The organism is Caulobacter sp. (assembly GCF_049283275.1).
GTDB lineage: Bacteria > Pseudomonadota > Alphaproteobacteria > Caulobacterales > Caulobacteraceae > Caulobacter.
In genome coordinates, this window is record NZ_JBAPVS010000012.1 from 1 (window position 1) to 26,758 (window position 26,758).

The 26,758-nt window shown below is 67.7% G+C and carries 24 protein-coding genes and 1 pseudogene; 4 read left to right on the forward strand and 21 right to left on the reverse strand.

From position 1 onward, the window contains the following. The 3 genes and pseudogenes from WAL33_RS00565 to WAL33_RS00575 form a co-directional block, all read right to left on the reverse strand. Positions 1-562 (reverse strand): annotated as a pseudogene (locus tag WAL33_RS00565) (MFS transporter); the annotation flags it as partial. Beyond that, on the reverse strand, positions 562-2,961 hold the full coding sequence (locus WAL33_RS00570; protein ID WP_422177458.1) for a TonB-dependent siderophore receptor: 2,400 nt from the start codon (positions 2,959-2,961) through the stop codon (positions 562-564). The gene WAL33_RS00570 and the pseudogene WAL33_RS00565, both read right to left, overlap by 1 nt. A gap of 150 nt (positions 2,962-3,111) precedes the next feature. After that, complete coding sequence (locus tag WAL33_RS00575) at positions 3,112-3,801, reverse strand: GntR family transcriptional regulator (protein ID WP_422177501.1); 690 nt, start codon at positions 3,799-3,801, stop codon at positions 3,112-3,114. 325 nt (positions 3,802-4,126) lie between these two features. Between WAL33_RS00575 and WAL33_RS00580 the strand changes: the two genes are divergently transcribed. Together WAL33_RS00580 and WAL33_RS00585 are read left to right on the forward strand one after the other, a co-directional pair. Further along, a complete protein-coding gene (locus WAL33_RS00580; protein ID WP_422177460.1) occupies positions 4,127-5,179 on the forward strand; it encodes a sensor histidine kinase in 1,053 nt (350 codons plus the stop codon). An 8-nt stretch (positions 5,180-5,187) separates the two neighbouring features. Next, on the forward strand, positions 5,188-5,688 hold the full coding sequence (locus tag WAL33_RS00585) for a pyridoxamine 5'-phosphate oxidase family protein (RefSeq protein ID WP_422177461.1): 501 nt from the start codon (positions 5,188-5,190) through the stop codon (positions 5,686-5,688). Here WAL33_RS00585 and WAL33_RS00590 read toward each other — a convergent pair. Then, the gene (locus tag WAL33_RS00590; protein WP_422177462.1) at positions 5,685-6,482 is read right to left on the reverse strand and encodes a MetQ/NlpA family ABC transporter substrate-binding protein; all 798 of its coding nucleotides are present in this window, start codon (positions 6,480-6,482) and stop codon (positions 5,685-5,687) included. The genes WAL33_RS00585 and WAL33_RS00590 overlap by 4 nt on opposite strands. A gap of 148 nt (positions 6,483-6,630) precedes the next feature. On the opposite strand from WAL33_RS00590, the gene WAL33_RS00595 reads away from it, so the two are divergent. Beyond that, complete coding sequence (locus tag WAL33_RS00595) at positions 6,631-6,879, forward strand: hypothetical protein (protein ID WP_085953711.1); 249 nt, start codon at positions 6,631-6,633, stop codon at positions 6,877-6,879. Between the two features lie 2 nt (positions 6,880-6,881). Here the strand turns inward: WAL33_RS00595 and WAL33_RS00600 are convergent, their stop codons facing one another. From WAL33_RS00600 to WAL33_RS00660, 13 genes are all read right to left on the reverse strand, one after another. After that, positions 6,882-7,247 carry a hypothetical protein gene (locus WAL33_RS00600; protein ID WP_422177465.1) on the reverse strand — a complete coding sequence of 122 codons (366 nt, stop codon included), beginning with the start codon at positions 7,245-7,247 and terminating at the stop codon, positions 6,882-6,884. A 9-nt stretch (positions 7,248-7,256) separates the two neighbouring features. Beyond that, positions 7,257-7,922: a methionine ABC transporter permease gene (locus WAL33_RS00605; RefSeq protein WP_422177467.1), complete on the reverse strand. Its 666-nt coding sequence runs from the start codon at positions 7,920-7,922 to the stop codon at positions 7,257-7,259. After that, positions 7,919-8,920: a methionine ABC transporter ATP-binding protein gene (locus WAL33_RS00610; RefSeq protein WP_422177469.1), complete on the reverse strand. Its 1,002-nt coding sequence runs from the start codon at positions 8,918-8,920 to the stop codon at positions 7,919-7,921. Before WAL33_RS00610 ends, WAL33_RS00605 begins: the two co-directional genes overlap by 4 nt. Before the next feature lie 69 nt (positions 8,921-8,989). Beyond that, on the reverse strand, positions 8,990-10,267 hold the full coding sequence (locus WAL33_RS00615) for an amidohydrolase family protein (protein WP_422177471.1): 1,278 nt from the start codon (positions 10,265-10,267) through the stop codon (positions 8,990-8,992). 684 nt (positions 10,268-10,951) lie between these two features. Next, positions 10,952-13,285 (reverse strand): PAS domain-containing protein, encoded by a 2,334-nt coding sequence (locus WAL33_RS00620; protein WP_422177473.1) that lies wholly within the window; start codon positions 13,283-13,285, stop codon positions 10,952-10,954. A 58-nt stretch (positions 13,286-13,343) separates the two neighbouring features. Then, a complete protein-coding gene (locus tag WAL33_RS00625; RefSeq protein ID WP_422177475.1) occupies positions 13,344-13,982 on the reverse strand; it encodes a chemotaxis protein CheX in 639 nt (212 codons plus the stop codon). Further along, the gene (locus tag WAL33_RS00630; protein WP_422177477.1) at positions 13,979-14,362 is read right to left on the reverse strand and encodes a response regulator transcription factor; all 384 of its coding nucleotides are present in this window, start codon (positions 14,360-14,362) and stop codon (positions 13,979-13,981) included. The genes WAL33_RS00625 and WAL33_RS00630 overlap by 4 nt, the downstream gene beginning before the upstream one ends. Before the next feature lie 62 nt (positions 14,363-14,424). Further along, positions 14,425-14,673, reverse strand: coding sequence for a hypothetical protein (locus tag WAL33_RS00635; protein WP_422177479.1), 249 nt, complete (start codon positions 14,671-14,673; stop codon positions 14,425-14,427). Then, positions 14,670-16,586 (reverse strand): chemotaxis protein CheA, encoded by a 1,917-nt coding sequence (locus WAL33_RS00640; protein ID WP_422177481.1) that lies wholly within the window; start codon positions 16,584-16,586, stop codon positions 14,670-14,672. Before WAL33_RS00640 ends, WAL33_RS00635 begins: the two co-directional genes overlap by 4 nt. Next, positions 16,583-17,440, reverse strand: a complete 858-nt coding sequence (locus tag WAL33_RS00645) for a CheR family methyltransferase (RefSeq protein WP_422177483.1) — start codon at positions 17,438-17,440, stop codon at positions 16,583-16,585. Before WAL33_RS00645 ends, WAL33_RS00640 begins: the two co-directional genes overlap by 4 nt. Beyond that, positions 17,437-18,528: a protein-glutamate methylesterase/protein-glutamine glutaminase gene (locus WAL33_RS00650; RefSeq protein ID WP_422177485.1), complete on the reverse strand. Its 1,092-nt coding sequence runs from the start codon at positions 18,526-18,528 to the stop codon at positions 17,437-17,439. Before WAL33_RS00650 ends, WAL33_RS00645 begins: the two co-directional genes overlap by 4 nt. Beyond that, the gene (locus tag WAL33_RS00655) at positions 18,525-19,961 is read right to left on the reverse strand and encodes a chemotaxis protein CheW (protein WP_422177487.1); all 1,437 of its coding nucleotides are present in this window, start codon (positions 19,959-19,961) and stop codon (positions 18,525-18,527) included. The genes WAL33_RS00650 and WAL33_RS00655 overlap by 4 nt, the downstream gene beginning before the upstream one ends. 1 nt (position 19,962) lies before the next feature. Next, complete coding sequence (locus WAL33_RS00660) at positions 19,963-21,882, reverse strand: methyl-accepting chemotaxis protein (protein ID WP_422177489.1); 1,920 nt, start codon at positions 21,880-21,882, stop codon at positions 19,963-19,965. Between the two features lie 278 nt (positions 21,883-22,160). On the opposite strand from WAL33_RS00660, the gene WAL33_RS00665 reads away from it, so the two are divergent. Further along, complete coding sequence (locus WAL33_RS00665; RefSeq protein ID WP_422177491.1) at positions 22,161-23,228, forward strand: PAS domain-containing protein; 1,068 nt, start codon at positions 22,161-22,163, stop codon at positions 23,226-23,228. A 128-nt stretch (positions 23,229-23,356) separates the two neighbouring features. Here the strand turns inward: WAL33_RS00665 and dapA are convergent, their stop codons facing one another. From dapA to WAL33_RS00685, 4 genes are all read right to left on the reverse strand, one after another. Continuing rightward, positions 23,357-24,223: a 4-hydroxy-tetrahydrodipicolinate synthase gene (dapA, locus tag WAL33_RS00670; RefSeq protein ID WP_422177493.1), complete on the reverse strand. Its 867-nt coding sequence runs from the start codon at positions 24,221-24,223 to the stop codon at positions 23,357-23,359. Positions 24,224-24,235: 12 nt separating this feature from the next. Next, complete coding sequence (locus tag WAL33_RS00675) at positions 24,236-25,069, reverse strand: DUF4118 domain-containing protein (protein ID WP_422177495.1); 834 nt, start codon at positions 25,067-25,069, stop codon at positions 24,236-24,238. A gap of 96 nt (positions 25,070-25,165) precedes the next feature. Then, positions 25,166-25,846: a winged helix-turn-helix domain-containing protein gene (locus WAL33_RS00680; protein ID WP_422177497.1), complete on the reverse strand. Its 681-nt coding sequence runs from the start codon at positions 25,844-25,846 to the stop codon at positions 25,166-25,168. A 5-nt stretch (positions 25,847-25,851) separates the two neighbouring features. Continuing rightward, positions 25,852-26,758, reverse strand: a 907-nt coding sequence (locus WAL33_RS00685; protein WP_422177499.1) for a sensor histidine kinase, incomplete at its 5' end; no start/stop codon positions are given.

A 26,758-nucleotide genomic window follows, 5' to 3' on the forward strand; every position in this document is an offset into this window, starting at 1 on the left:
GGCCCACCAGGCCCACGGCCGCCGCCTGCAGCGCCCAGTAGAGCCGCCAGTCGTCGTGGGTCGCGGTGAGGACGCTGACCACCATCCACGGCCCGGCCACCCCGCCCAGGGCGCCGAAGGTGAAATAGATCCCGAACGGCAGGGCCCGTTCCTTGAAGATCGCCGACAGCACGTGGGTGCCGGGGATCAGGGCCGCCATCTGGAAGCCGATCCCGCACAGGGCCGTGCCCAGGAAATAGATCGGCAGGGCGTGGACCCGCGACAGGCAGGCCAGCCCGCCGGCCATCACGGCCACGCCCGCCAGGATCGTCCCGCGCACCCCGATCCTGCGGATCAGGATAGCCGGCAGCCAGGACGACAGGCCGGTGCACACGCCCAGGATCGTGAAGCCCAGGAAGGCGTGCTCCCAGCTCCAGCCCAGCGCCGGGACCATGGCCGGGATCACCACGCCGAGCGACGAATAGGTGGCCGCCGTGATCAGGAACAGCAGCAGGCTGAAGACACCGACCAGGAGCCACGGGCGCCAGGGGATGGAGGCGCTGGAAATCGACAGCTCGGTCATCAGAACGTCCGCTTCAAGGTCACGCGCCATTCCCGCCCCTTGCCGGGCAGGGCCCCCAGATTGGCATAGGTGTCGGCGTCCGGGGTGAAATAGAGCGTGTCGAACAGGTTATCGATGTTGAGTTCGGCGGTGTACGGCCCTCGCGCCAGATAGGCCGAGGCGTTGACCAGGGCATAGGCAGGATAGGTCACCGCGTTCTGCACCGTGCCCGAGGTCTTGGTCACGTGGGTGACCCCCAGCGTCGCGCCGACCGAACCCCAATCGTACGCGTCGCTGGTGTAGGCGCCGTAGAGGCTGACCACCGACTTGGGGATCAGGGTGTAGTCATAGTCGCCGGCGCGCCCGGGCAGGGTGTTGAAGGTCCAGACCACGTAGCTGCCGCCATAGCCCTGCGCGCCGGGCACGCCCGCCGTATAGGCCGGGATGTACTGGAACGATTGGTCCGGCCCCTTCACCGTGGTGTGCTGGGCGTTGCCGGTGGCCGTGAAGCTCAGATGCTCCGACGCCAGCCAGCGGACCTCCAGCTCCACGCCCCTGGCCCGCGTGCCCTGCACCACCGGGGTCAGGCCCGACAGCTGGGTGCGGTTCTGGCGATAGCCGGCCAGCGAACCGACCAGCGTCCCGCGCAGCAACTGGAACTTCACGCCCGCCTCGGCCAGGTCGCTGTCCGACAGCCACGAGCCGTCGGCGACCAGGCTTGGGGCGACGTCGCCGGCCTGGCTGACCTCCAGGGCCGAGGCCTTGGCGTAGCTGATGTAGGGCATCAGCCCCACGGGGGTCTGGTAGGTCAGGCTGGCGCTGTAGGTTCCCTTGCCCCGATCGTCGGTCTGGCGGCCGGCGACGGTGAACGGCAGGAAGCCGCTGTCCTCGGCGGCCACGTCATACCAATCGTAGCGGCCGCCCAGGGTCAGGGTCAGGCGCCGGCCGAACTTGACGTCGCTGATGAAGAACAGGCCGGTCTGGCTCCATGTGCTCTTGTTGTCGTTCTCCCATTCCAGGCCCTGGACGCCGGCCGGCTCGGTGCTGAACGGACTGTCGATGATGTCGGTGGCCGTCGCGCCGTGGCTGATGTCGCGGCGATCGATGGCGATCATGCCGCTGTTGAAGCTCTCGCGCCGACGGCCGTCGAACGCTCGATAGCCGGCGCCGAGGATGGTCTCAGCGTCGACCGCCCCGAACTGGCGCTTGAAGGCGTAGCTGGCCCGCGCCTCCCAGACCGAACTGTCGAACCAGGCCGGATAGCCGTACGAGACGAAGCGCTTGTTTTCCTGGTCATCATAGAACAGCTGCAGCTTCAGCACGCTGTCGTCGTCGAACCGCTTGGCCAGGTCGGCGTAGAGCGTGTTGGTCCAGGTTTTCGAGAAATCGGCCGTGCTGACATAGACGGTGCGAGGATCCAGCTTCGTGGTTCCCACGCCGGTGTCCAGCGTGTGGTTAGCGTCGGTGGCGGGGAAGCCGTAGTACGGGATGTAGAGGGCGCTGCCGAACGGGTAGAAGCCCACCTCGCCCGGGGTCAGGCGGCCGTTGCCGTCGGCGTCGACCAGGGTCGTGTCGCGGCCGGTGATGTAGGTCTGGTGGTCGATCAGGTCCTGGGTCAGGCGGTTCCAGCCCGGGGTCTGGATGTCGCCGGTCGCGTGATAGATCATGCCGCCGAAGGCCGTGGTCCAACCGTTGTTCAGGTCGAAATCGACCGACACCTCCGCCAGTTGGCGCTTGGGCTGCAAGCCCCGATAGAAGCTCTTGGAGTCGTCGACCTCGCCATAGGCGTAGACCCCGCCGTCGGCCGTTCCCAGCCTGACCGGCAGGGCGACCTGGCCGGTCAGGTTCTTCTTGTCGTAAGCGCCGAAGGTGGCGGAGATCTCGTCCTTGGGGTCGGTCAGGAACCGGCCCTCGTCGCGCGCCGACTTGGGGATGAAGTTCAGCATGCCGCCGACCTTGCCCGCGCCGTAGATCGGCGTGGGCGGACCGCGCACGATCTCGATCTGGGCCGCGCCGCCGATCGGGGTGGAATAGGTGCCGCGGTTCTCGACCCGCTTGAAGCCGCGGAAATAGTTCTCGGCCAAGGTGCCGCGGATATTGAGCGCGCCCGGCACGCCGTAGAAGCTGGCGGTGTAGGTTCCCGGCGACACCGCCGTCAGCCCGTCGATGGTCTCGATGCCGAACCGCTCCAGCGTGGTGTCGCTGACGAAGCTGGCCGAGCGCGGGGTCTCCAGCAGCGACTTCTCCAGACCGAACACCGTGGTGCTGGGCTGCTTCTCCAGCAGGCCGGCCTTGTCGCGGGCCAGGACAATCACTTCATCGACGGCCTCCGCCTGGGTCGCGTCCTGAGCGCCTGCCTCTCCCGACGCGAAGACGCTGAAGGTCATGGCGGAGGCCAGCAGGAAGGCGCGGATCGTCATCGCGAAAGCTCCAGAGCCGCCGAGGGAGCGGCGGTGGCGCTAGCCAATGCGATGTTACGCAACGTTCGTCAAAACGTTATGTAACATTTCAGAGGAAATTATATTGAGGGTGGGATTAGGAAATCGGAAGGCGGGCTACGCCGCCTCCGCTCAGCCCTCGATCATCGGCCGGGTCGCCTCGGGCATGACGTTGAGCACCCGCATCATGGCCAGCTTGGCGCCCTCGACGTCGCCGGTGGCGATCACGTCGGCCACGGCGCGGTGCTGCTCGACGTCGGAGATCAGCTCGGCCTCGGTGGCCGCGCCGAACGAGAACACCCAGTAGCGGGCGGCCTTGTGCTGCAGGGGGATCAGGATGCGGGCCAGGGCCAGGTTGCCGCCGGCGCGGGCCACGGCGGCGTGGAAGCGTTGGTCCATGGCCACCAGGGCCGGCAGGTTGCGCTCGCGGGCGGCCTGCTCGCCGCCGTCGAAGGCCGCGCGGATGGCGGCGGCCTCGGCCTTGCTGGCGTGCTTGGCGGCCAGACCCGCACAATGCGGTTCGATCAGGGCGCGGGCGTCATAGCCCTGGCGCAGCTCGACCAGGTCCAGCGGCGCGACCGTGGTGCCCGAGCGGGCGCGGCGGATCACCAATCCTTCAAGCGCCAGCCGCCCCAGGGCGTCGCGCACCCCGGCCAGGCCGGCGTCGTAGCGGGCGGCCAACGACTGCTCGTCCAGGCGCGCGCCCGGGGCCAGACGGCCCAGGATCAGGTCCAGCAGGATGCGCTCGTAGACCTTGGCCTTCTGCAGATCGGGAGACCAGTCCTCCAGCCCCGAGGACGAACAGATGTCCAGCACCAGCATCCGATCGCGTCCCCCAGAGGTCTGGGCGGTGGCCAAGGCGTCGTCAGGGGCCAGGAACTGTCGCAAGGCGGGGCTCCGCGAAAGGGGTAGTTCTGATATGTACTGTGAAATTTTAGACGGCGCCAGATCAATCGCCCCAGGGTCGCACAATCTTGGCGGCGCATGTTCGGCCTCAAAATCTCGAAGACCCGATTATTGACCCGGCCGAGCCTTAGTTGTGCTAAGATTTCCAATCAAAGTCCAAGTAATGGGCGTTTCTCATTTTCCTGGATAAGACGGGTACGGCTTTCGCTTCGCGAGCCTCCGGTCACGTGAAGGGACAGCCATGGCTGCCCGAAGTCCGTCTTCCGATCCTTCCCTGAACCTGGCCCTGGCCGTTGTGGCGTCATCCACCGCGCCGTTGCTGCTGCTGGACGGCGATCTGACCGTCGTCGCAGCCAGCGACTCGTTCTGCCAATCCTTCCACATCGACCCGGACGCGGCGGAAGGGGTGGAAGTCTTTCAACTGGGCAAGGGGGAATGGAACGCCAAGCGGCTGCGGTCCCTGCTGACCGCCACCCTGTCCGGCGGCGTCGTGGTCGAGGCCTATGAGATGGACCTGGCCGTCCCCGGCGCCGAACCGCGCCGGCTGGTGATCAACGCCCAGAAGCTGGTCTATGGAATCGACGCCCCTGTCCGACTGCTGCTGGCCGCGGCCGACGTCACCGACGCGCGCCTGGCCGCCAAGCTCAAGGATGACCTGCTGCGCGAAAAGGCCGTCCTGCTGCAGGAGGTCCATCACCGGGTCGCCAACAGCTTGCAGATCATCGCCAGCGTCATCCTGCAAAGCGCCCGCAAGGTGCAGTCCGACGAGACCCGCCTCTATCTGCACGACGCCCACAGCCGGGTGCTGTCGATCGCCGCCCTGCAACGGCAACTGGCGGCGTCGCGCCAGGGAACGGTGGCGCTGCGCGACTACTTCACCCAGCTTTGCCAGAGCATCGGCGCCTCGATGATCCATGACCAGGAGGAGATCTCGCTCGACGTCGACATCGATGACAGCGTCGTCGACGCGGACGTGTCGGTCAGCCTTGGCCTGATCGTCACCGAACTGGTGATCAACGCCCTCAAGCACGCCTTTCCCGACCAGAAGGGCGGCAAGATCATGGTCGGCTACCGCGCCCATGGTCCGAACTGGACGCTGTCGATCAGCGATGACGGGATCGGCATCCCGACCGACGTCAAGGTCGAACCCGGCCTGGGCACCAGCATCGTCGAGGCGCTAGGCGCTCAACTCAAGGCGCGCGTGCAGGTCGCCAGTGCTCACCCCGGCACGATCGTGTCGATCATCCACAACCAGATCGCCGTCGTCGCCGCAGAAGCCCAGTCGGCGGTCTAGGAGCCGTCATGGACCGGATAGAAACGAACACCGAAATGCTGGGACGCAGAGTTCAGAGCATCCTCGCCGAAAACCGGATCATGGCCGTGGCCACCCTGCGCGCCGACGGTTGGCCGCAGACGACCATGGTCGGCTATGTCTACGATGGACTGGTCCTGTATTTCGTGATCAACCGCGCCAGCCAGAAGCTGGCCAACACGGCTCACGATCCGCGCGTCTCCATCGCCATCGGTCATCACGAGTCTGACGAGGCCGGCCCGCGCGGCCTGTCGTTGGCCGCCACGGTCACCGAGGTCACCGACGCCGACGCCGTGCGGCGCCTCAACGCCCTGATCCAGGAGCGTTATCCCGAGCAGGCGGTCTTCACGCCGTCGGGCGCCTCCATCGCGGTGATGAAGGCGCTGCCGGTGATGATCTCGCTGATCGATCCCGCCAGCGGTCAGGACCAGCCCCTGCTGCTGCGCGTGGACCGGGGCGGCGCCCTGACGCCGGAAGCCGCTGCGGCCTAGAACGCCGGCACCACCGCGCCGGCGTACTTCTGCTCGATGAACGCCTTCACCTCGGGCGAGGTCAGGGCCTTGGCCAGCTTCTGGACCCGCGGGTCGTCCTTGTTGTCCGGACGGCTGACCAGATAGTTCACATAGGGGCTGTTCTTGTCCTCGATCAGCAGAGCGTCCTTGGACGGGTCCAGCTTGGCGTCCAGCGCGTAGTTGGTGTTGATCACCGCCAGGTCGACCTGGCCCAGGGTGCGCGGCAGGGTCGCGCCCTCCAGTTCCTTGAACTTCAGGCCCTTGGGGTTGCTGGCGATGTCCTTGAGGCTCAGCCCGCTCTTGCTCGTATCCAGCCCAATGACGTTGCCCCGCGCCAAGAGCCGCAGGGCGCGGTCTTCGGTGCTGGCGTCGTTGGGGATGGCCACCGTCGCGCCTTGCGGCAGCTCGTCCACGGACTTGTAGCGGCTGGAATAGGCCCCGATCGGTTCGATGTGCACGCCGATCACCGGCACCAGGTTTGTGCCCTTGTCGGCGTTGAACGTCTCCAGGTACGGCAGGGTCTCGAAATAGCTGACGTCCATGCGCTTCTCGGCGACCTGGATATTAGGCTGGACGTAGTCGTTGAAGACCTTGATCTCGATCTTCAGGCCTTCGGCCGCCAGCTTCGGCTTGATGAACTCCAGCACCTCGGCGTGCGGGATGGCCGTGGCGGCGACCGTCAGGGTGTCGCCGGCGCTGGCGGCGGGCTTCTTGCCGCAAGCCGCGAGGCTGAGGACGGCGAGGCTGACGAGAAGGGCGCGGCGGGCGACCATGAACGGCTCCGTTAAGGCGATTAGCGGGTAGGGTATTGCCCGGTTTCGGCTGGATCGGAAATCAGTTTTCCTGAACCGGCGGGCAGAGTCTTGGATCATTTCGACCTGGCATGTTGACCCTGAGGCCGAACAGGTCGCCTGGATGGGAATGGCCAGAGAAACCGTCTACATCGTCCAAGCCTACAAGGCCGGCCGCGGCAAGGGCCTGAAGGCCGAGCAGCAGGTCGGCTGCAAGGACGCCGAGGAAGCCCGCCGCAAGGCCGAGCGCCTGGCCCCGCTGCGCGAAGGCGTCGTGGCCTTCGCCGCCTCGGCCGACGTCGAGATGGGCGACTACGACGAGAACCCGGTGATCCTGTTCAAGGCGGGGCGGCTGCCGTTCCCGTTCGATCAGGCCTAGGCCTACTCCTCGTCGTTCGCCGGCTCTTCGGGCCCGGCGATGGTCCAGCTCGACAGGAAGTCGGGGTTCTCGACCGTCTCGCCGCCGGTCAGCGGATAGAGGCCCGGCGCGGCGACCGTGATGTTCGAGGTCTGGGGCGGCAAGGTCGTGGTGTCGCCGTCCTGGGGGCCCAGCAGGTCGAGCAGGATCCCCTCCTCCGCATCGGCGGTGATCACCACGCCGTGGAAGGCTTCACGCCCCTCTAGTTCGCCGTCGGCGGTCAGGAAGGTCAGGTTCACCAGCATGATCTTGCCGACCAGGCCCTGGGCGAAGCTTTCGTCCCAGTGCTCGGGCGGCGGGGCGGACAGGATGGGGATGTCGTCGGTCATGGGATCGTTCTAGCGGTGCGAAACGCGACGCACCACCGCGTCGCCGACCATCTGCAGCGCCTGGACCAGCACCAGCAACAGCACCACCGTGACCACCATCACGTCGGTCTGGAAGCGCTGGTAGCCGAAGCGGATGGCCAGGTCGCCCAGCCCGCCCGCGCCGACCACGCCGGCCATGGCGGTATAGGACACCAGGGCAATGGCGGTGACCGTCGCCGCGGCGATCAGGCCCGGCATGGCTTCCGGCAGCAGCGCGCCCAGCACTACCTGCCGGCGCTTGGCGCCCATGGCGAAGCTGGCCTCGATCACGCCCTTGTCCACCTCGCGCAGCGCGGTCTCGACCAGGCGGGCGAAGAACGGCGCCGCGCCGACCACCAGCGGCGGGATCGCCCCCGGCACGCCCAGCGAGGTGCCCACCAGCGTCACGGTCAATGGGATCATCACGATCAGCAGGATCACGAAAGGCACCGAGCGCAGGATGTTGATCACCAGCGACAGCACGCCGTTGGCCGCGCGGTTCTGCAGCATCTGGCCCTTGCCGGTCAGGAACAGGATCACGCCCAGCGGCAGACCCAGCACCACGGTCAGCACCATCGAGCCGCCCAGCATGGACAGGGTGTCCAGCGTCGCCTGGCCGATCTCCGACCAGTCGATGTTTTCCATGAAGGCGCTCATCGGCCCGCCTCCGAGATCAGGTCCACCCGAACGCCGTCGGCCTTGAAGCGCGCGATCGCCGCCTCGACGTCGCCGCCGGTCAGCGACAGGGTCAGTTGGCCGTAGGGGGTCTCGCGCAGGCGATGGATGCGGCCGCCCAGGATCGAATAGTCGACGCCGGTTTCACGGGCCACCGCGCCCAGGATCGGCTTGTAGGTCGCCTCGCCGCGGAAGGTCAGGCGCACCACGCGGCCGTCGACAGCCGCCCCGGCCTCGCCCGGAACGCCGTCGGCCTCCATCACGAACCGCCGGGCCGTGTCGCTGGCCGGGTGCAGGAACACCTCCTCGACCGCGCCGGTCTCGACCACCTTGCCGCCCTCCAGCACCGCCACCCGGTCGCAGACGCGGCGCACCACGTCCATCTCGTGGGTGATCAGAACGATGGTCAGGCCCAGTTCGCGGTTGAGGCCCGAGACCAGGTCCAGGATCTGCTCGGTGGTCTCCGGATCCAGGGCGCTGGTGGCTTCGTCGCACAACAGCACCTTGGGACCGGTGGCCAGGGCGCGGGCGATGCCGACCCGCTGCTTCTGGCCGCCCGACAGCTGGGCCGGATATTTGTTCGCGAAGTCGCTCAATCCCACCCGCGCCAGCAGTTCGGCGGTGCGCGCCTTGACCTCGGCGTCCGGCCTGCCGGCCAGCTTCAGCGGGAAGGCGACATTGCCCGCCACCGTCTTGGACGACAGCAGGTTGAAGTGCTGGAAGATCATCCCGACCCGGCGGCGCAGGGACCGCAGCCCTTCCACGCCCAGGGCCGCCACGTCGTCGCCGTCGATCACGACCTTCCCGCCCGAAGGCTTTTCCAGACCGTTGATCAGCCGGATCAGGGTCGACTTGCCCGCACCCGACGCCCCGATCACCCCGAACACCTCGCCGGGGCCCACCGACAGGCTGACGCCGGTCAGGGCGGCGCGGCCACCGGCGCCGGCATAGGTCTTGGAGACGTCTTGAAAGGTGATCACGGGCGGGCTCGGACGTTATGGAGCGGCAGCATTTAGGCGCTGGCGCTGCATTTGGCGAGAGCGGGCCGCTTACGGCCGCTTCACCACCGCCCCGCCCTTCATCACGAACACCGGTTTTTCCAGGGTCGTGACGTCGCCCAGCGGGTCGCCGGCCACGGCGATCATGTCGCCATAGCGGCCGACGGCGACCTGGCCGACGTCCTTCTCCTGGCCCAGGGCGGCGGCGGCGGTGATCGTCGCGGACTGGATCGCCTGCAGCGGCGTCGCGCCATAGCGGACCATGACCGCGAACTGCTTGGCGTTCTGGCCGTGCGGATAGACCCCCGCGTCGGTGCCGTAGACCATCTTCACCCCGGCCTTCAAAGCCTTGCGGAAGTTCTCCCGCTGCACCTCGCCGATGTCGCGGTCCTTGCGCAGATTGTCCTCAAGCACGCCGTTCCTGGCGCCCTCGGCCTGGGTGTAGTCGGTGTTGTAGATGTCCATCGAGAAGTAGGCGCCCTTCTGGACGGCCAGCTTGATGCCCTCGTCGTCGACCAGGCTGGCGTGCTCGATGGTGTCGACCCCGGCCCGCACCGCGTCCCGGATGCCCGGAGCGCCGTGCGCGTGGGCGGCGACCTTCAGGCCGGCCATGTGGGCCTCGTCGACAATCGCCTGCATCTCGGCCAGGGACAGCTGTTGCTGGCCCGGCTCATTGCCGCGCGAGAACACCCCGCCGGTGGCGCAGATCTTGATCACCCGCGCGCCGTACTTCTTCAACTCCCGCACGCGCTTGCGGCCCTCGTCGGGGCTGTCGACGGTGTAGGGGCTCTTCTCGTCCATCGACGGCGGGAAGAAGGTCGAGTCGCAGTGGCCGCCCGTCGCGCCGATGGCGTAGGCGGCGCTGACGATGCGGGGGCCGGGGACGTAACCCTCGTCGATCGCCTCGCGCAGGCCCACGTCGTCGAACTGGGCCGAGCCGACATTGCGCACGGTGGTGAAGCCCGCCTCCAGGGTGACCTTGGCGTTGCGGGTCTGCACCACGCTCCAGAAGGCGTCGCTGTATTGCAGGCTGTTGTAGCCGCCGATCTCGGCGAGGCTGTCGAGGTGAACGTGCATGTCGATCAGGCCCGGCAGCAGGGTCGCGCCCGGCAGGTCGACCAGCGTGGCCCCAGCCGGAACCGCGTCGCCCGCCTTGCCCACCGCCGTGATCCGCCCGTCGGTGACCACCACCTGAGGATTGTCGAGATACTTACCCGTGGCCACGTCGAGCAGCCGCGCGGCGCGCACCACCTCCACGTCCGCCGCGTGAGCCAAGGGCGCGGCGCAGGCCGCCGCCGCGAAAGCCAGAGCGGCCAGTCTAAGCTGCATGATCACGATCCCCCGTCCCCGGACATTTGAGAACGGTGACGCTATCACGCGCCCGGCGAACGTCGAGCCGCAAGGGCGCCGCGAACGCCCAGCCTCGGCAAGAACCGGATCGACGCCTCGGCGATCAATGTCCGCAAGACCAGCGCCTCGCCCGACCGCTTGGCCAACACAGCGGCCCGCCAAGGCCTGTCGCGCGCGCGCTCGAAGGCCTCGACGGCCAAGACCTAGCCGACTATAGCTCGGCTCGGTTTAGGCGGGCGTGGCGGAACTGGTAGACGCAACGGACTTAAGCCAAGGATTGAGTGCGCCCGGGGAAATCCGGGACGTAGAACTGCTCAAATTCGGGGAACCCTGTCAGATGGCGATCCCGAGCCAAGCCTCCTCTGGGGGAAGGTGTAGAGACTAGACGGGCAGCACCTAACCTCCGACCTTCGGAGCACGGTGAAGGGATAGTCCAGACCACGAACGACCCGGGCATCGGGACGGCGGCGAAAGCCGAAGTGGTACGAAAATCCGTCAGCCGCAAGGCTATGCCGGTTCGATTCCGGCCGCCCGCACCACCTCCCACAGACGTGGCGCAGGCGCCTGCAGAGCCCCCTTTGGCACGACGAGACAAGCCGAAACGGACCAATACCGCTCGCCAGACGTGTTGGGCCGCGGCTCAGATGGTCGACCAATTGGAATTTACGAACGCCGCCGCAGGATCTCGCCGATGCGGCGACCAAGCTGCTCGATCGCGAATGGCTTGCTGATGATCTCCATGCCGCCGTCCAGGAACTCCGCCTGGTCGGCCGCCTGCTTGGCGTAGCCGGTCATGAACAGAATCGGCAGGCCCGGGCGTTGCTCGCGTGCGATCTCGGCGAGTTGACGGCCGTTAAGTCCCGGCAGGCCGACGTCGCTGATCAATAGATCCAGATGACGCGAGGATTGGAGGATCGGCACGGCCTGGCGGCCGTCGGCGGTTTCAATCGCCTGGTAGCCGAGCTCATCCAGCACCTGCATCACCAGCAGGCGAACGGAGGGATCGTCCTCGATGACCAGGACCGTTTCACCGGTCCCGGTCGGCGCGCTCGTCTCATCGGAGACGATCACGTCCTCGAGGACGCCGGCGTGCCGCGGCAGGAACAGCCGGATCGTCGTGCCACGACCCTCTTCGCTGTCGATGACGACGTGGCCGCGCGATTGCTGGACGAAGCCGTAGATCATCGACAGACCAAGGCCCGTGCCCTCTCCCAGCGGCTTGGTCGTGTAGAAGGGGTCGAACACCTTGGCCAGGACTTCGGGGGACATGCCCGTGCCCGTGTCGGTGACGCTGATCTCGACATAGTCGCCGGCCTCGGCGCGATCACTGTCGGTCAGTTCCCGGTCCGAAAGGTGGACGTTGCGACCCAGGATCGTCAACTGGCCGCCGTCGGGCATGGCGTCGCGGGCGTTGATCGCCAGGTTCAGGATGGCGCTTTCCAGCTGATTGTCGTCCGCCACGGCGGGCCAAAGGTCGGCGGCCATGTCGATGGTCAGCGCGACCTGCTCGCCCAAGGTGCGCAGCAGCAGATCGGCCATCGAATTGGCCAGCGTTCCGACGTCCAGCGGACGGTTGTCCAAGGTCTGGCGGCGCGAGAAGGCCAGAAGGCGATGGGTTAGGGCGGCCGCCCGCTGCCCGGACTGCATCGCCGCGTCCAGGAAGCGCTCGACGTCCGCGAGACGACCTTCCGCCAACCGCCGGCGCACCATGTCGATGCCGCCCAGGATGCCGGTCAGCATGTTGTTGAAGTCGTGCGCCAGCCCGCCGGTCAGTTGGCCCACGGCCTCCATCTTCTGGCTCTGGCGCAACTGGTCTTCGAGCAGCTTGCGTTGGGTCACGTCGCGGCCGATGCCATAGATCGCGTCGCCCTCCGGCATGGCCGTCCAGTTGATCCACAGGTATGCGCCGTCCTTGGTCCGCATGCGGCAGTCGAAATCGCTAATGGCGTCGCCGCGCGTCAGCGTCGCGAAACGCTCCAAGGCGACCTGGCGGTCGTCTGGATGGACAAGACTGCCCGCCTTCGCGCCGACCAATTCCTCGGAGTCGTAGCCGAGCAGGGTCTTCCAGGCGGGATTGACGGCGCGATAGAGGCCGTCGGGCCCGATGACGTGCAGCAGGTCTCGCGAGAGGTTCCACACCCGATCCCGCTCTTGCGTCCGCGCCTCGACACGAACCTCGAGCGTTTCGGTCAGCTCGCGTAACTGTTCCTCGGACCGCTTGGTGGTGGTGATGTCGTAGATCACCCCGATGAAGCTGACACCACCGGCGGTGCTGGGGCGATATTCGCCGCGCGACGCCAGCCAGCGCTCCTGGCCATTGTCCGCGCGCAGGATGCGAAACTCGTGGAAGGCGGGACCGGAGGCGTGTTGTCCATCCCGCCCCTGGATGATGGACGGGTCATCCGGGTGGACCACGGCGTTGATGGTGCGAACCGGCAGGCTGGCGGCGGGCTGCAAGCCCAGCAGATGGCAGAACTGTTCCGACACAGTGGCCGTGCCGTAGCCGCTGAGATATTCGAACGAGCCCACGCCCCCCGCGGTCTGAGCGACGCGAAGCTGCTCCTCGACCCGTTTCTGGTCGGTGATGTCGGCTAGGACCCCCGAGAACCGAACCGGCTTCTCATCCGCGTCCAGATAGGTCCGCCCCCGCGCCGAGACCCAATGAACCACGCCGTCGTGAACCAGACGGTAGTCGCGCGCGAAGACCTCCGCTCCATGCAAGGCTCCGGCGACCGCGATCCTCAATCGCAGGCGGTCGTCCTCATGCACCGGCCCGAAGAAGGCGGACGATGGGAGGCCCTGAGCCGCCGCCACGGGATCGAGCTTGTAGAGATCCGCGAACCGTGCGTCCGCGACCAGCTGCCCGGACGCGATGTTCCATTCCCAGGCGCCGGCCGCGCCCGCGATCCCCTGCACAACCCGCAGGCGTTCATTGGCCTCGGCAAGCGCCTGGCGGCTGATTTTCAGCTGCTCGGCGAGATCGTCGACTTCGGTCATGACCCAGGACCAACCTCGAGCTTGGCAATAGGTTCAGGCACGGCCGCTTTTCCCATGCCTAGACAACGTCGCCCACGACCCGTTCGATGAACTCGGCGATCAGGGTCTTCAGAGCCTGCAGCGACGGAAGATCCATCAACATGGCGATGTAGCCCCGGATGTCTCGGTCGTTGATGGCGAAGTTGATATAGAGGAACAGCACCACCCCGCCATCGGCGGTGGACGGCGACATGTCGAACAGCGACAGGCCGTCGCCGCGGATCACCTCCGGCAGCGACATCGTCAACGGCTGCTGCAGCATGTTGGCCATGGTGGCCAGGCAGCTGTTGAGGACGACGTTGCCGGTTTCGGCCAACGCCTCGCTCTCCATGTCGGCCGCGTCTTCCGCCGATAGCGCCCCGCCCGTGACGGCATGCACCAAGGCCATGCTGTTGGACTTCGGAAAGATCAGAAGGGCGCGCCCGGAGAACACACCTTCGAAATCCTGACGCACGGCGACCAGTTCGCCGGCTTCGCGCTCCCGGATCAGAACGGTCGCGCCTTCCCGCGTCACGACCTCGACGGACGGGACAGACAGCAGCACCTGTTCGCCGACCATCTTACGCAGATTGGCCGCGGCGCGGCTGACGCCGATATTGACCAGTTCGGTCAAGGCGTCCCGCTCAAGTTCCTCAAGCAGGATGGCATGCCCCGTCATTGGCCGGCCGACTTCAAGCGCAGCGCGGCGCCCGAGAGGAAGCCGCGCATGCCATCCTCGGTGACCGGCTTGGGAATGAACGTCGCATTGGCCGCGCGGGCCCGAGCGATGATCTCGTCCTGTACGTTGGCGGTGGCGACGGCGATCGGCATGGTTGGGAAACGCGCGCGCAGGTCCTCGGCCAGGGCCAGGCCGTCGCGCCCTGGCATGTTGTAGTCGAGCACGGCGACGTCCACGCCCTGCGCGTCGACGATCGCGACCGCTTCGTCGGCGTTACTGGCCTCCAGGCGCATCCAATCCGGCTGCAGGGCTGCGATCGCCTTACCCAGGACGATACGAGCCAGCTTGCTGTCATCGACGATGAGGACCGTCGTCGCCATGAAACATTTCTCCGGTTGGTCCGTCGTCGCTCCGGCGTGACGGAAAATTATAGCTTGGCCGCTCAGGTCTGTCGCTCGCCAACCATGGCGGGCAGCAGACGCTCGCGTAGGAAGGCGTCGTCGGGAATCCCTACGATAGTGGGGCGAAACGCCAGGATCGCCTGGAGCACGGCCGCATGTAGACCCTCGCACGCCGACAGGTCGAGCGTTGAGTCCGAACCGCCTTGTAGCAAAGCGGTTAGCGGCTCTGCGTCCTCTACCCGACATAGGCCGACCAAGCGCACGATCTCGCCATCGCGAATGACCGTCATAGAATCAACTCCGCCAGGTCGAGGATCATCAGAACGGCGCCGTCGGACAACAGGGTCGTGCCCAACACACCGGGGGCGCCGGCCAACAATCCGCTCATCGGCCGAACCGCCGCGTCCATGCGGTCGATGATCGCATCGACCGCGAAGCCGACCAGTTCATCTTGCACGCGCGCCACGATCACACGTTCCGCCGCCTTCGCCTCGCCCGCCGCCGCGCCCACCAGGACACCGAGATCGACCAGGGGCGTGACCTGGTCGCGCAGCAGAAAGGCGCGGCCGGCCCTTACCGGCACGATCCGGTCGGCCGAGACACGGGCGGTCTCGACGACCGTATCCAGGGCCAGGCCGTAGCGCTCGGCGCCGCAGGTCACGATCATCACCTTGGTGAGCACCATGGTCACCGGCAGGACGAAGCGGACCGTCGTGCCCTGTCCAGAGCGGCTCTCGATGGTCGCCTTGCCGCCGAGCCGGGTCGCGGCGTCGCGGACGACATCCATGCCCACGCCGCGGCCCGACACGGCGCTGACCTCAGCGGCGGTGGAAAAACCCGGGGTGAAGACCAGATCGACGGCGGCGCGGTCGTCGAGGGCGTCGGCCGCTTCTCGGGTCAGGATTCCCCGACGCACAGCGACATCGCGCACGCGGGCGGGGTCGATCCCGGCGCCGTCGTCGGCGACCTCGATCATCACCTGATCCGCCTCCGCCCGCGCTGACAGGCGAATAGCGGCCACCTCGGATTTGCCGCCGGCTCGCCGCTGACTCGCCGACTCCACGCCGTGATCCAGGGCGTTGCGCAACACGTGCACCAGCGGTTCGAACAGACCATCGACGATGGCCTTGTCGACCTCGACCTCGCCGCCGGAGGTTTCCAGCGTCACGGCCTTGCCCAGCGAGCGGGCGATTTCCCGGACGAGACGGGGGAAGCGGGCGAACATCGCGCCCAGCGGCACCAACCGGACCTTGCCGACGGTGGCGTGTAGGTCGCCGACCAGACGGTCGAGCTGGGCCTGACGCGCTTTCAGCGCCTGACTCAAGACCTGCCCCCCCGCCAGCTGCTCGGCCTGTAGGGCAAGGTCGGCCAACCCATTCTTGGCGACAACCAGGTCGTCGGCGATGTTGGCCAACCGATCGATGCGTTCGGCGTCGATCCGCAGCGTGCGCCGAGCCCTCTCGCCCTCGCCCCTGGCGGCCGGCTCGAAAGCCTCGAGCTCAATGATCTCGACCTGGTCGGCGACGAAGCGGAGCGCGGCCTCGATCTCCGCGCGACCCGCCGTGGACACCGCTTCGATGACCAGGTTGCAGGCGTAGGGGTCATAGTCGTCGAGCGCGCCCCAGGGCTCGCGCGGGGAAAGCTGGATCCCGGCCAGGCCCGGCGTGGCCGCGATGATCGCGACGGGATCGTCGCCCGAGAAATAGCTGTCCGCCCGCGGGACGTAGCGGATGGCCAGGGCCCCCAGGCCCTGGAACTCGGCGGGAACGCGCCAGGTGCTCGGCGGCGCTATGCCCGTTTCCACGGCCGGCCCGTCGTCGGACGCGATCAGCTCGCGCAGGCGCCGCGCCTCGTCTGCGCCGATCGCCTCGGCGTCCGACGGCAGGAGGCCGGTCCGCTCCAGGGCGTCCAGCCAACGGTCGACCTGGTCCACCACGCCCAGCAGGGCCTCGAAGTCCTCGGCCCCGCCCGTCCGCTCCGCCCGCAACAGCGAGAGCAGGTCTTCCGCCGCGTGCAGCATCAGGCCCATCGGCGTCAGGTCGAACAGCCCCGTAGAGCCCTTCAGCGTGTGGATCGCTCGGAAACAGCTGTCCAGCGCCGCCGGATCCTCGGGGCGACGCGCCAGAACGCTGAGATCATGCTCGGCGACCGCGACCAGCTCGCGCCCCTCGATCAGGAACTGGACCATCAGCTCGTCGGTCATGCGGCGTCCGCCGGCCGTTGATAGACGATCGCGTCCTCGAAGCGACGCACCAGGAATCGGTCGCTGATGCGGCTCATGGACTCGGTATGTCCAAGGCAGAGATAACCGCCGGGCGTCAGCCGGTCATAGAGGTTGCCCGCCGCGACCAGCCGGGACTCGTCGTCGAAATAGATCAGCACGTTGCGGCAGAAGATGACGTCGAACATCCCCTGCCCGGCCAGGCTGGGCGCGTCCACGAGGTTGGCCTGGGTAAAGGTCACCGACTCCCGCAGGTCGCTGATGATCTGCCGGCGATGGCGGTGCGCGGACTCGAAATAGGCCTCGACCACATCGGCGGGCAGGCGTGACAAGGCCCGCTCGCCGTAGAGACCTTGATGGGCGGCCTCCAACGCGCGCGTGTCGATGTCCGAACCGACGATCTCGACATTGTAGGCGTCGACCATGCGCCAGTGCTCAAGCAGCCAGATCGCGATCGAATAGGCTTCCTCGCCCGTCGAGCACGGCGCCGACCAGATCCTGATCTTATCGCCTGGGCTTCGCGTGGTGATCAAGTCCGGCAGCAGCGACCGGCTCAGGCAAGCCAGCTGGTGCTCTTCGCGATAGAAGTAGGTCTCGTTGACCGTGAAGGCGTTGATCAGTCGCTGACGCTCCTCGGGATCGGCGCGCAGGACGCCGAAATAGAGTCCGAAGCTGGGCGTTCCCGTCGCCTCCATCCGATCGGCCAGGCGGCGCTCGATGTAGTAGCGCTTGGTCTCGCCAAACAGCATGCCCGTCTGCCGATACAGATACTCACACAGGCGCTGCAGGTCGTCGGCGTTCAGGTGCGCGTTCTGGGGGAGAGCCGAACGGCTCATGCGGCCGTGACCAGGTCGATGATCCGGCCGGCGATGGCCTCGACGGGGAGCACATGGTCGGCGCCGCCGGCCTTCACCAGCTCGCCTGGCATGCCCCAGACCACGGCGGTCTCCTCGGACTCGGCGATCGTGCGCCCACCGGCGGCGCGAAGGGCCGCCATAGTCCGGGCGCCGTCATTGCCCATGCCGGTCATCAGCACGCCGATCAACCGCTCGGGCGGCAGGCAGGCGGCGGCGCTGGCGACCAGGCGATCGACGCTGGGATGCCAGCGATGCTCGGGGCTCGAGGGAGCCGACAATGCCACGGGTCCTGTCGCCCGCAGACTGACGGTCATGTCGGCGTCGCCGCGCGCGATGAAGATGCAGCCCGCCACCAGGGGCGTGAGCCGCGTCACCTCGATGACCCGCAAGGGGCAAAGGCCGTCCAGCCGTCGCGCCAGCGAGGCGGTGAACGCCGCGGGCATGTGCTGGGCGACCAGGATGGGCCAAGGGAAGTCGGCGGGGATTTCCGACAGCACGGCGTCCAGGGCCGGCGGTCCGCCGGTGGACGTGCCGATGATCACCAGGCCGGGCGGACTGCCCGCCGGGGCCGGCCGCCAGGTTTGCGCGGCCTTGGAGGCGGGCGGCGGTTTGGGCGCGGTCAGCGCTTCCCGCCGCGCCCGCAGCCGCTCGGCCAAGCGATGCGTGCGCCGCACGCGCGACACCGCCGCCGAACGGACCTTGTCGGCCAGCAAAGGTCCGAAGTCGTCGATCGCCAGCGACACCACGCCACCAGGCTTGGTCACGAAATCGACCGCGCCGAGCTCCAGGGCCTCCAGCGTGGCGTCCGCCCCCTCGGCTGTCTGGGATGAGACCATCACAACCGGACAGGGCCGCTCGACCATGATCCTATCCAGGCAGGCCAGTCCGTCCATGCGCGGCATCTGGACGTCTAGGGTGATCACGTCCGGCTTGAAGGCGTGCATTAGTTGCAAGGCTTCGACGCCGTCGCGCGCGAACGCCACCTCGAACCCGTCTTCGTTCTGGAAAACCTCGCCAAGCACCCGGCGCATCAGGGCGGAATCGTCGACGACCAGCAATTTGGTCACGAGGCGTGCGGCTCCGCCGTCAGGTCGCGCAGAAGGTCGGCCTCGGCGCGATCGAGCAAGGCTTTCGGATCGATGAGCAAGATGACATCCCCTTCGCGCTCGACACGCGCGGCCCGGTCGAACAAACGAGCCTCGCCGTCGGAGAGTTCCGGCGCCGGCATCAGGTCTTCGGCCTCGATCTCCAGGATGCGCGACACCGCGTCGACCGCGAACCCGGCCTGCAATCGTCCCAGGGTGACGACCACGACGCGGGGAACGCCCTCGGCCTGGCCGCCGGCCACCGAGAAGCGCTGGCGCTGGTCGATCACGGGGATCACGCTGCCGCGCAGGTTCATGACGCCCTTCACATAGGCCGGGGCCCGCGGCAGGCGCGTCAGGGTCTCAGGCAAAGCCACCACCTCGTCGACCGCTGCGATCGGCAGGCCGTAACGCTCTTCGCCAAGGTGGATCACCAGGAAGCGCTCGCGCGCCGCCGAGGACGTCGTGCCAGCCATGGCGGTTTCCTTGTCGGTGGTTTCGGCGAGCAACTGTGAGACTCGTTCATCGGCCAGCACCCGCTCCGGCGACAGGATCGAAATCAAGCCCCTGCCGTCGGGCAGCCGCAGCACGGAATCGATCCGCGCCTCGCCCGCACCGCGATTGAACAGGCTGGGCGCGGGGCCGACCGCACCGCGAACGGCGCGCAGGATCGTGCTGACCCGGTCCACGACCAGCGCCAGACGATGGCCGCCGATCAGCACCACCACAACCCGCTCGTCGCCCCGCACCGGGCGTTCGGCCAAACCCAGCAGGGCACGCAGCGAGACGACCGGCAGGACGTCGCCGCGCAGTTCGAAGACACCCAGCAGCACCCCCTCGGTGTGCGGCAATGCGGCGATAGCGCCAGGCACGGTCATCACCTCGGCCACCGCTTCCAGCGGCAGGGCGTAGGCCTGCCCCGCCAGGCTAAAGCTGAGAAAGGCCAGGTCTTCGACGGCCCTCGCCTCGACGGCCTTGGCCACCTCGCGTTCCGGGGTCCGCCGAGCGGTGCGGAAGGCCGCGAACCGCTCGTCGAGCACGGCGTCCAGGTCGAACCAGCGCGCGCCGTCCGCGTCATCGAGCATGAGGCGTCCGTGCTGGGGCGCGGCTTCGTCGGCGCTCGCCGCCTTCAGCGCCTCGACCGAGTCGACCGCCAGGCCGAGCGGCTGATCGCGGCGCAGGACGACAACCCGGGTCGCGTCCGTGGTCGCCTCCTCGCCCAGAAGCTGGCTCAGCGACACCACGGGCAGGATCGCGCCGCGCAGGTGCGTGACGCCGATCAGGCCCGGCGGTCCATGCGGCATACGGGTGATGCGTGGCGCGCGGATCACCTCGGCGACCCCGGACGCGGCCATGGCGACGCGAGCCTGCCCGGCCCTGACCGTCAACCGCTGATGGGTCTCGACGGAGGCCATTCTAGGCTTCCGCGGCTTGCTGCAACTCGTTGGCCAGAAGCGCGATTTCCTCGATCGCCGCCGCCAGATCTTCAGCGCTCTGTGACTGCTGGCGCGCCGCGGTGGCGGCCTGAACCGCGGCGCTGCCGGCTTCCTCGGCGGCGGCGGCGATCTGAGTGACCCCGGACATCACCTGGGCGCTGGCCGAGAGGATGTCGCCCGCACCCTTGGCGATATCGTCCGCCCCGGCCTTCAGGGTGATGGTCTCGGCCACCACCTGAGCCAGTCGCTCCTCGATGATCCGGTTCTTGTCCAGTTCGACAACCGCCTGGCCGGTGATCTGATCGACCTCGCGTCGCACCTTGGCGATCTGGCCGACGATGGCGCTGACCAGGTCCTTGACCGTGTCGGCATTGTGCGAGGCGTCGTGGGCCAGGGTGCGGATGTCGCCGGACACCACGGCGAAACCGCGCCCCGCCTCTCCGGCCCGCGCGGCTTCCACCGCGCCGCTGGTCGCCAGCATGGTGGTCTGGACGGCCACCAGGCCCAGCCCGTCGACGATCTTGCCGATCGCGCCGGCCAGGGCTTCCAGCTCATCGATCGTCACCAGAACGGCAGTGTTCTCATCGACGGACGTCTCCACCCCGGCCGCCAGGCGGCTTACCGCTTCGCGACTGGTCGTCAACAGCGCCTGCATCGCGGCCACGCGCTCGGCGCTGGCCGTGGCGTTGTCGCTGGACAGGCGCGCGGACTTCTCGATCTGGGCCATGGCCGTGCTGGCTTGCTGGGTGGCGGCCGCCTGAATCTGGGCGCCCCGGCTGATCTGGTCGATCGCCACCAGGATCTCGCCGGCCGCGCCCGACAACTCCTGCACCGTGGCCGACAGCTCCTCGGCGGCGGCCGCCGCTTCCTCGGCGGCGGCCGCGCCGCCGCCCCCGCCGGTCAGCATCTCGATCGTCTCGGCCAGGGAATCGGCGGCCACCTGGCTCTGCTCCAGCGACTGCCCCTGCTGCTGCACCGCGCGCTGAGCCTCGGCTGCGGCCGAGGCCTGCTCCTCGGCGGCGCTCGAAACGCTTTCCGCACCGCGCCGGGTCTCGTCGGCCGCGCTGACGGCCTCGACGGCGGCGATCAGGATGGCTTGGCTGCTCTCGCCCAGGATCTTGATTTCACGGCGGACCACCGCGAGGGTTTCACCAACCTGAGCTGCGGCGGCCGCCTCGGCCTCCGCAGTCGCCGCGGCCTCGCGCAACCGATTGGCGGCGTCGCGCACGGTCGCGGCGATCCTATCGGCCAGGCCCCGCACGTCCTGAGAACGCTTGTCCGACGTCTCGGCCAAGGCGCGGACCTCATCGGCCACCACGGCGAACCCACGTCCGTCGTCCCCTGCCCGAGCGGCCTCGATGGCGGCGTTCAGCGCCAGCAGATTGGTCTGGTCGGCGATGTCGGCCACGCTCTTGGTGATCTCACCGATTCGAGCGGCGTGGCTTTCCAGAGCTTCGATCACGCCGACGCCAGCGAGCTGGCGCTTGGCGCTGACCGCCACGGCCTTCACCGATCCGTCGATCGCCGCGGCCGTCTCGACCAGGAGGGTCTGCAGGCTCTCGGTGCGATGCCGCGAAGCCTCGGCCTGAGCGCGCGCCTGAGCGAACGAGGCGCTCATCTGAGTGACCGCCGCGAGCGACTCGTGCGCCGCCCCCGCCGCCTCTTCCGCACCGCTGGCGATCTGCGCCAGAGCCCGCCGCAGCTCCTCGACCGCGCTGGACGCCTCGGTCAGGCCGCCGGCCAGTTCGAGCGTCGCCGCGCTGATCCGCTCCCCGGCGTTCTGGCGACGCGTGCCGGTCTTGCGAACGGGCGGGCGCTTGACCGGCGTCGGGGGTTCGGAGACCGACTTCTTGGCTCCCTTGGCGCGCGTCGCCAAGGTCGTCGTCTTCACCAGCGCCATCAATCGTCCCTTCAGCGCGACCACAGCCGCCGCTTGATACTTACGCCCGGAACCTACACCGCCGGGGCGCATCCGAAGGATGCCATAAAGCATACTTGGTCGAGAACTCTCAATCTTGCTTCGCATCCGCCTGGCGGAACGCAATTTTTCTTATAGGCCTCAATCGTCGACTAGCCGACCCATCAGCAAGCGTAGAACATTCGAAGAGGACCCAAGGGATCGAGTGAACCGGCGTCGGCGCGGAGCGTTGCTGCAATCCATCCCATCCGAGGTTGCCCGTGACCGAGATTGCTCCGCCGTCCAAAGGTCTCCACGGCGACGCCGCCACGGCGGCCAGCCCGCAGGGGCTGGGCGATCGCCGTGAATTGGCCCTGATTGCGCTGGAGCGCACGCGCATGCCGATGATCGTCACCGACCCTCGTCAAGCCGACAACCCGATCGTTCTGGCCAACCAGGCTTTCCTGAATCTCTGCGGCTTCACGGCGCGCGATGTGATCGGAAGCAATTGCCGTTTCCTTCAAGGGCCACAGACCGATCCGGCCGGCGTCCGCGCCCTTGACGCCGCGATCGCCGCCGGCGAGGAGGCCTCCGTCGAGCTGCTCAACTACCGTAGGGACGGTTCGACCTTCTGGAACCAGATCTGGATCAGCCCAATCCACGACGACGCCGGCAAGCTTCTCTACTTTTTCGGCTCACAGCTGGATGTCAGCGAACGTCACCGGGTCGACGAACTCGAACGCGCCGAGCACCGGCTGATGCGCGAGGTGGATCATCGCGCCATGAATGTCCTGGCCCTGGTTCAGGCCATCACCCGCCTGACCAAAGCCGACGACGCCAAGCAATTCGCCCAAGCCGTCCGTGGCCGGGTTCAGGTTTTGGCCGACGCCCATACGATCCTGGCGGAACAGGGTTGGCGTCCGGTGGCCTTGAGCGAGCTTGTCGACAGGGTCATTCAACCAGGCTCTCGCCAGTCCATCGTCATGGGGGGCGAGGCTTTGCAGGTCTCGGCGACCACCGTCCAGCCCCTGGCCATCGTGCTGCATGAGTTGATGGCCAACGCCAACGCCTACGGCGCGATGTCCAGCGCCGAAGGACGTCTCAGGATCGACTGGACTTATGACCGGCAAGTCCAAGCCATCTGTATCGATTGGCAGGAGACCGGCGGACCTTCGCCGCGCGCCGAGCGTACGGCGGGTTACGGCTCGACCATGATCAAGGCGGTCATCGAGCGGCAGTTGGGCGGCAAGGCGCAAATGGACTGGCGCGGCGAAGGCCTGCATGCCCGCCTGACCTTTCCCGCTTTCAAGGATGGCCAACCCGTCTTGGTGGCCGAAGCCGCCGCGTAGGGCGGCGCCAATAGGCGTCCTTGGGCCAGCTCCGGGAACACGATTTGCGCCGAGCAAGGGTGGTGGAGCGGGCGTTCAGGTCGGCATCTAAAGTCGCCTCACGATAGCGGGACGCCCGGGACGCGGGCCTATGCGATATTCATCATCGTCAAGAGTCCGCCCAACCCTTCATCCTGTTGTGGCCAGGGCGCGATCGGCAATCGAACCTCGGAGCCGCAGTAACCCAGACGCGCAAGCGCCCATTTGACCGCGGCCGGATCCTGGCTCATGGCGCTCTGCAGATCGAACAGCAGCCCTTGCAGGCGCTCAGCCTCCACGCGCGAGCCGCAAATGCCGGCCCGGCACATGGCGACGGCGGCGTCGGGCGTGAGGTTCGCCGTCAGCGAGACGAGACCCGACGCGCCGTGCGCAAGGCAGCCCAGGCTCGAGAGCTCATGGCCCGACAACAACGACCAATGCGAACAGGCCCGCCGGATGACGCTGGCCCTCGCCATGTCCCCCGAGCCATCGACGATCCCGACCACGGTGTTTAGACGGGAGATCGCGACCAGCGTCTCCATCTGAAGATTGATGCCCGTCCGCGAGGGCGCATCCCCGACGAGGATCGGGCAGGAGACCGATGCTGCGACATGCTCGAAGTGCTGCTGGACGCCGGCCTGGCTGGGCCGATTGTACCAGGGCGCGCTGACGATCACCGCGTCCACGCCGATGGCTTCGGCGCGGCGCGCCAGCGCCGCGGCCTTGCTCGTGGAATTGGAGGACGCCCCGGACAGGACGCTAACCCGGCCATCGACGACACGGACGGCCAATTCAAGGAGCGTTTCCAATTCCCCATCGTGCAAGGTCGCGCCCTCGCCCGCCGCGCCCGAGGCCACGACAATGCCAGCCACGTGGGCCGCCAGTTGCCGTTCGATCAGTGCGACAACAGCGGCCTCATCAAGGCGCCCATCGATGAACGGCGTGACAAGCTCGGTATAGACTCCTTGCAGCTGCACGGCTGGAAGTTCTCAGTCGCGACGCTTGGACAGGCCGACCACCAGATAGCCGCCGACCAACTCGAGGTAGCGTTCGGCCTCCGGCAGCCGTCCGTCCCGCCGCGAGGATGGCCCGACGCCCAGAACCGCGCCGTGGCCGCCGGGGACCCGCACTGGCCAGAATTCATAGGTCGCCGCATCAAATGGGAAAGCCCCCGCCCGCGTGGCCAAGCCCTGGGCCAAGGCCCAGCGCGCGGCTTCCTTGTCGTGGCTCGACAACACCGCGCCCTCCGCCTGAGCCTTGGGACCCAGATCGCCGTCCCGCTCGAGCAGGACCACCGCCGGCGCCTGGAAGATGCGCCCGAGGGCCTGGCTGGCCGCGACGATCACCGCCGCGCTCGGCGCGCCTTCAATCACGCTGTGGGCGAGGCCCCGCAAGGCTTCGGTCCGAGCGATTTCCTCGGACGCTCTGACAGCCTGACGACGCGACGAGGCCGCGACGGCGCTGGCGATCGCCGCGACCAGGACAAGAAGCAGCAAGGCCCACAGGTCGGACGGCGAGCCCACGCGCAGCGAAAAGAATGGGGGAACAAACAGGTAGTCGTAGGTCAGCACCGAGGCCACGGCGGCCAGGGCGGAGGCCCGCCAGCCATGGAGGAAGGCCACGCCCAGAACCGGGATGACGAAGATCAGCGCCAGGTTCGGCGCGGTGACAAGATGCTCGGCCAGGAAAGCGACCAGGGCGGCGCCCGCGACGGCCAATAGGGCGACGCCATAGCCCAGCAAGCTTGAAGCCGCGCCGCCCGGCGCGGCTGGCGCATCGCGGCGGCCACGCTGGCCGGTGACGTTGAGGGTGCTGGTCGCCATGGGAAAAGCTCCGGGACGCAGATTGAACGCGATGATTTTAGAGCCGCGGCGCATAAGGGATCGATATGGATTTTATCCGACCATGGCCCTGCTGCGTTATTCGCTCAGGAACCGGTATCCCACCCCGGCCTCGGTCAGGATGATCTTGGGGTGGGCCGGATCAGCCTCCAGCTTCTGCCTGACCTGGCCAATGAAGACCCGCAGGTACTGGGTGTCCTGCATGTGCGCCGGCCCCCAGACCGAGACCAGCAGCTCCTTGTGGGTGAGGACCTTGCCCTGTCCCTGAGCCAGCCGCGCGAGCACGTCGTATTCGCGCGGCGAAAGCTTGACGATCTCGCCGGCTTTGCGGACCAGCCGCTTGTCCAGATCGATCTCGACATCACCGGCTCGATGGACGCCGCTGGGCGTCACCGCGCCCCGTTGGCGCAAGGCGGCGCGAAGCCTGGCCAGGAACTCGCCGATGCTGAAGGGCTTTTCGATATAGTCGTTGGCGCCGCCATCCAGGGTGGCGATCTTTTCGATCTCCCGATCCCTGGCCGACAGGATCAGGATCGGGCCGTCGTAGAACGCCCTGGCGCGGGCCAGCACCTCCTTGCCGTCGATGTCGGGCAAGCCCAGGTCCAGGACCACGGCGTCGGGCGACAGGACGGCGATGGCGCGAAGGCCGGCGTTGCCGTCATCGGCGCGCAGAGGATCGTAGCCGGCCGCCGCCAAGGCCGGTCCCAGGAAGCGGTGGATTTGCGGTTCGTCGTCGATGATGAGGATGCGTTGACGCATGGAGCTCACAGAAGATCCTTGGGGGTATGGACCGCCTTGGGCAGGCTGATCAGGATGCGCGTACCCTTGCCGTCGTGGATGGGACTGGCCGCGGCGATGCGGCCGTTCATGGCGTCGACGAAACCCTTAGCGATCGACAGGCCAAGACCGACCCCCCCGGTGCGATCGGTCGGTTCGTCCATGCGGCGGAACTTCTCGAACACGCGCTCAAGTTCGGCGGGCGGGATGCCCCGGCCCTCGTCCTCGATGCTGATGACGATGTTGCCGCGGTCCTCATAGGCCGCCATCTCGATCTGGGCGCCGGGCGGACTGTAGGCGATGGCGTTCTCCAGGATGTTGACGACCACCTGCTCCAGCAGGCTGGCGTCGGCGCGAACCAGGCTGAGCTCAGGCGGAAAATCACGCGTCAGCGGTCGGCCGCCCAGGCGGCGGGCGACACGTTCGGCCGCCGCGCCCAGCACGTCGCGCACATCGATCCAGTCGGTGCGCAGGCGCAGCGCCCCGCCCTCCAGACGGGTCATGTCCAGCAAATTGGCGACATAGCGGTTGAGCCGTTCGGCTTCCTCGCGAATGCTGACCATCAGGTCGGCGCGGACGGCCGGCTCCATCTTGTCGCCGTACTCGGTCAGGGTGCTGGAGGCGCCCAGCACCGTCGACAGCGGGGTGCGCAGATCATGGCTGATCGAATTGAGCAGGGCGGAACGGAAGCGGTCGGCGCGCCGCAGAGTCTCGGCCTCGACCGCGTCGGCCGCCAGGTCGGCGCGTTCGAGCGCGATGGCGCCCTGATCGAGCAGACCCAACACAAGCCGCTCGTCATCCGATCCCTGGGCCATGGCCCCGGCTTCGACACCGGCGACCCCAGCGCGGCCGCGCACGCCCTCCAGCGGCCAGAAGGTCCACTCGGCATGCGGC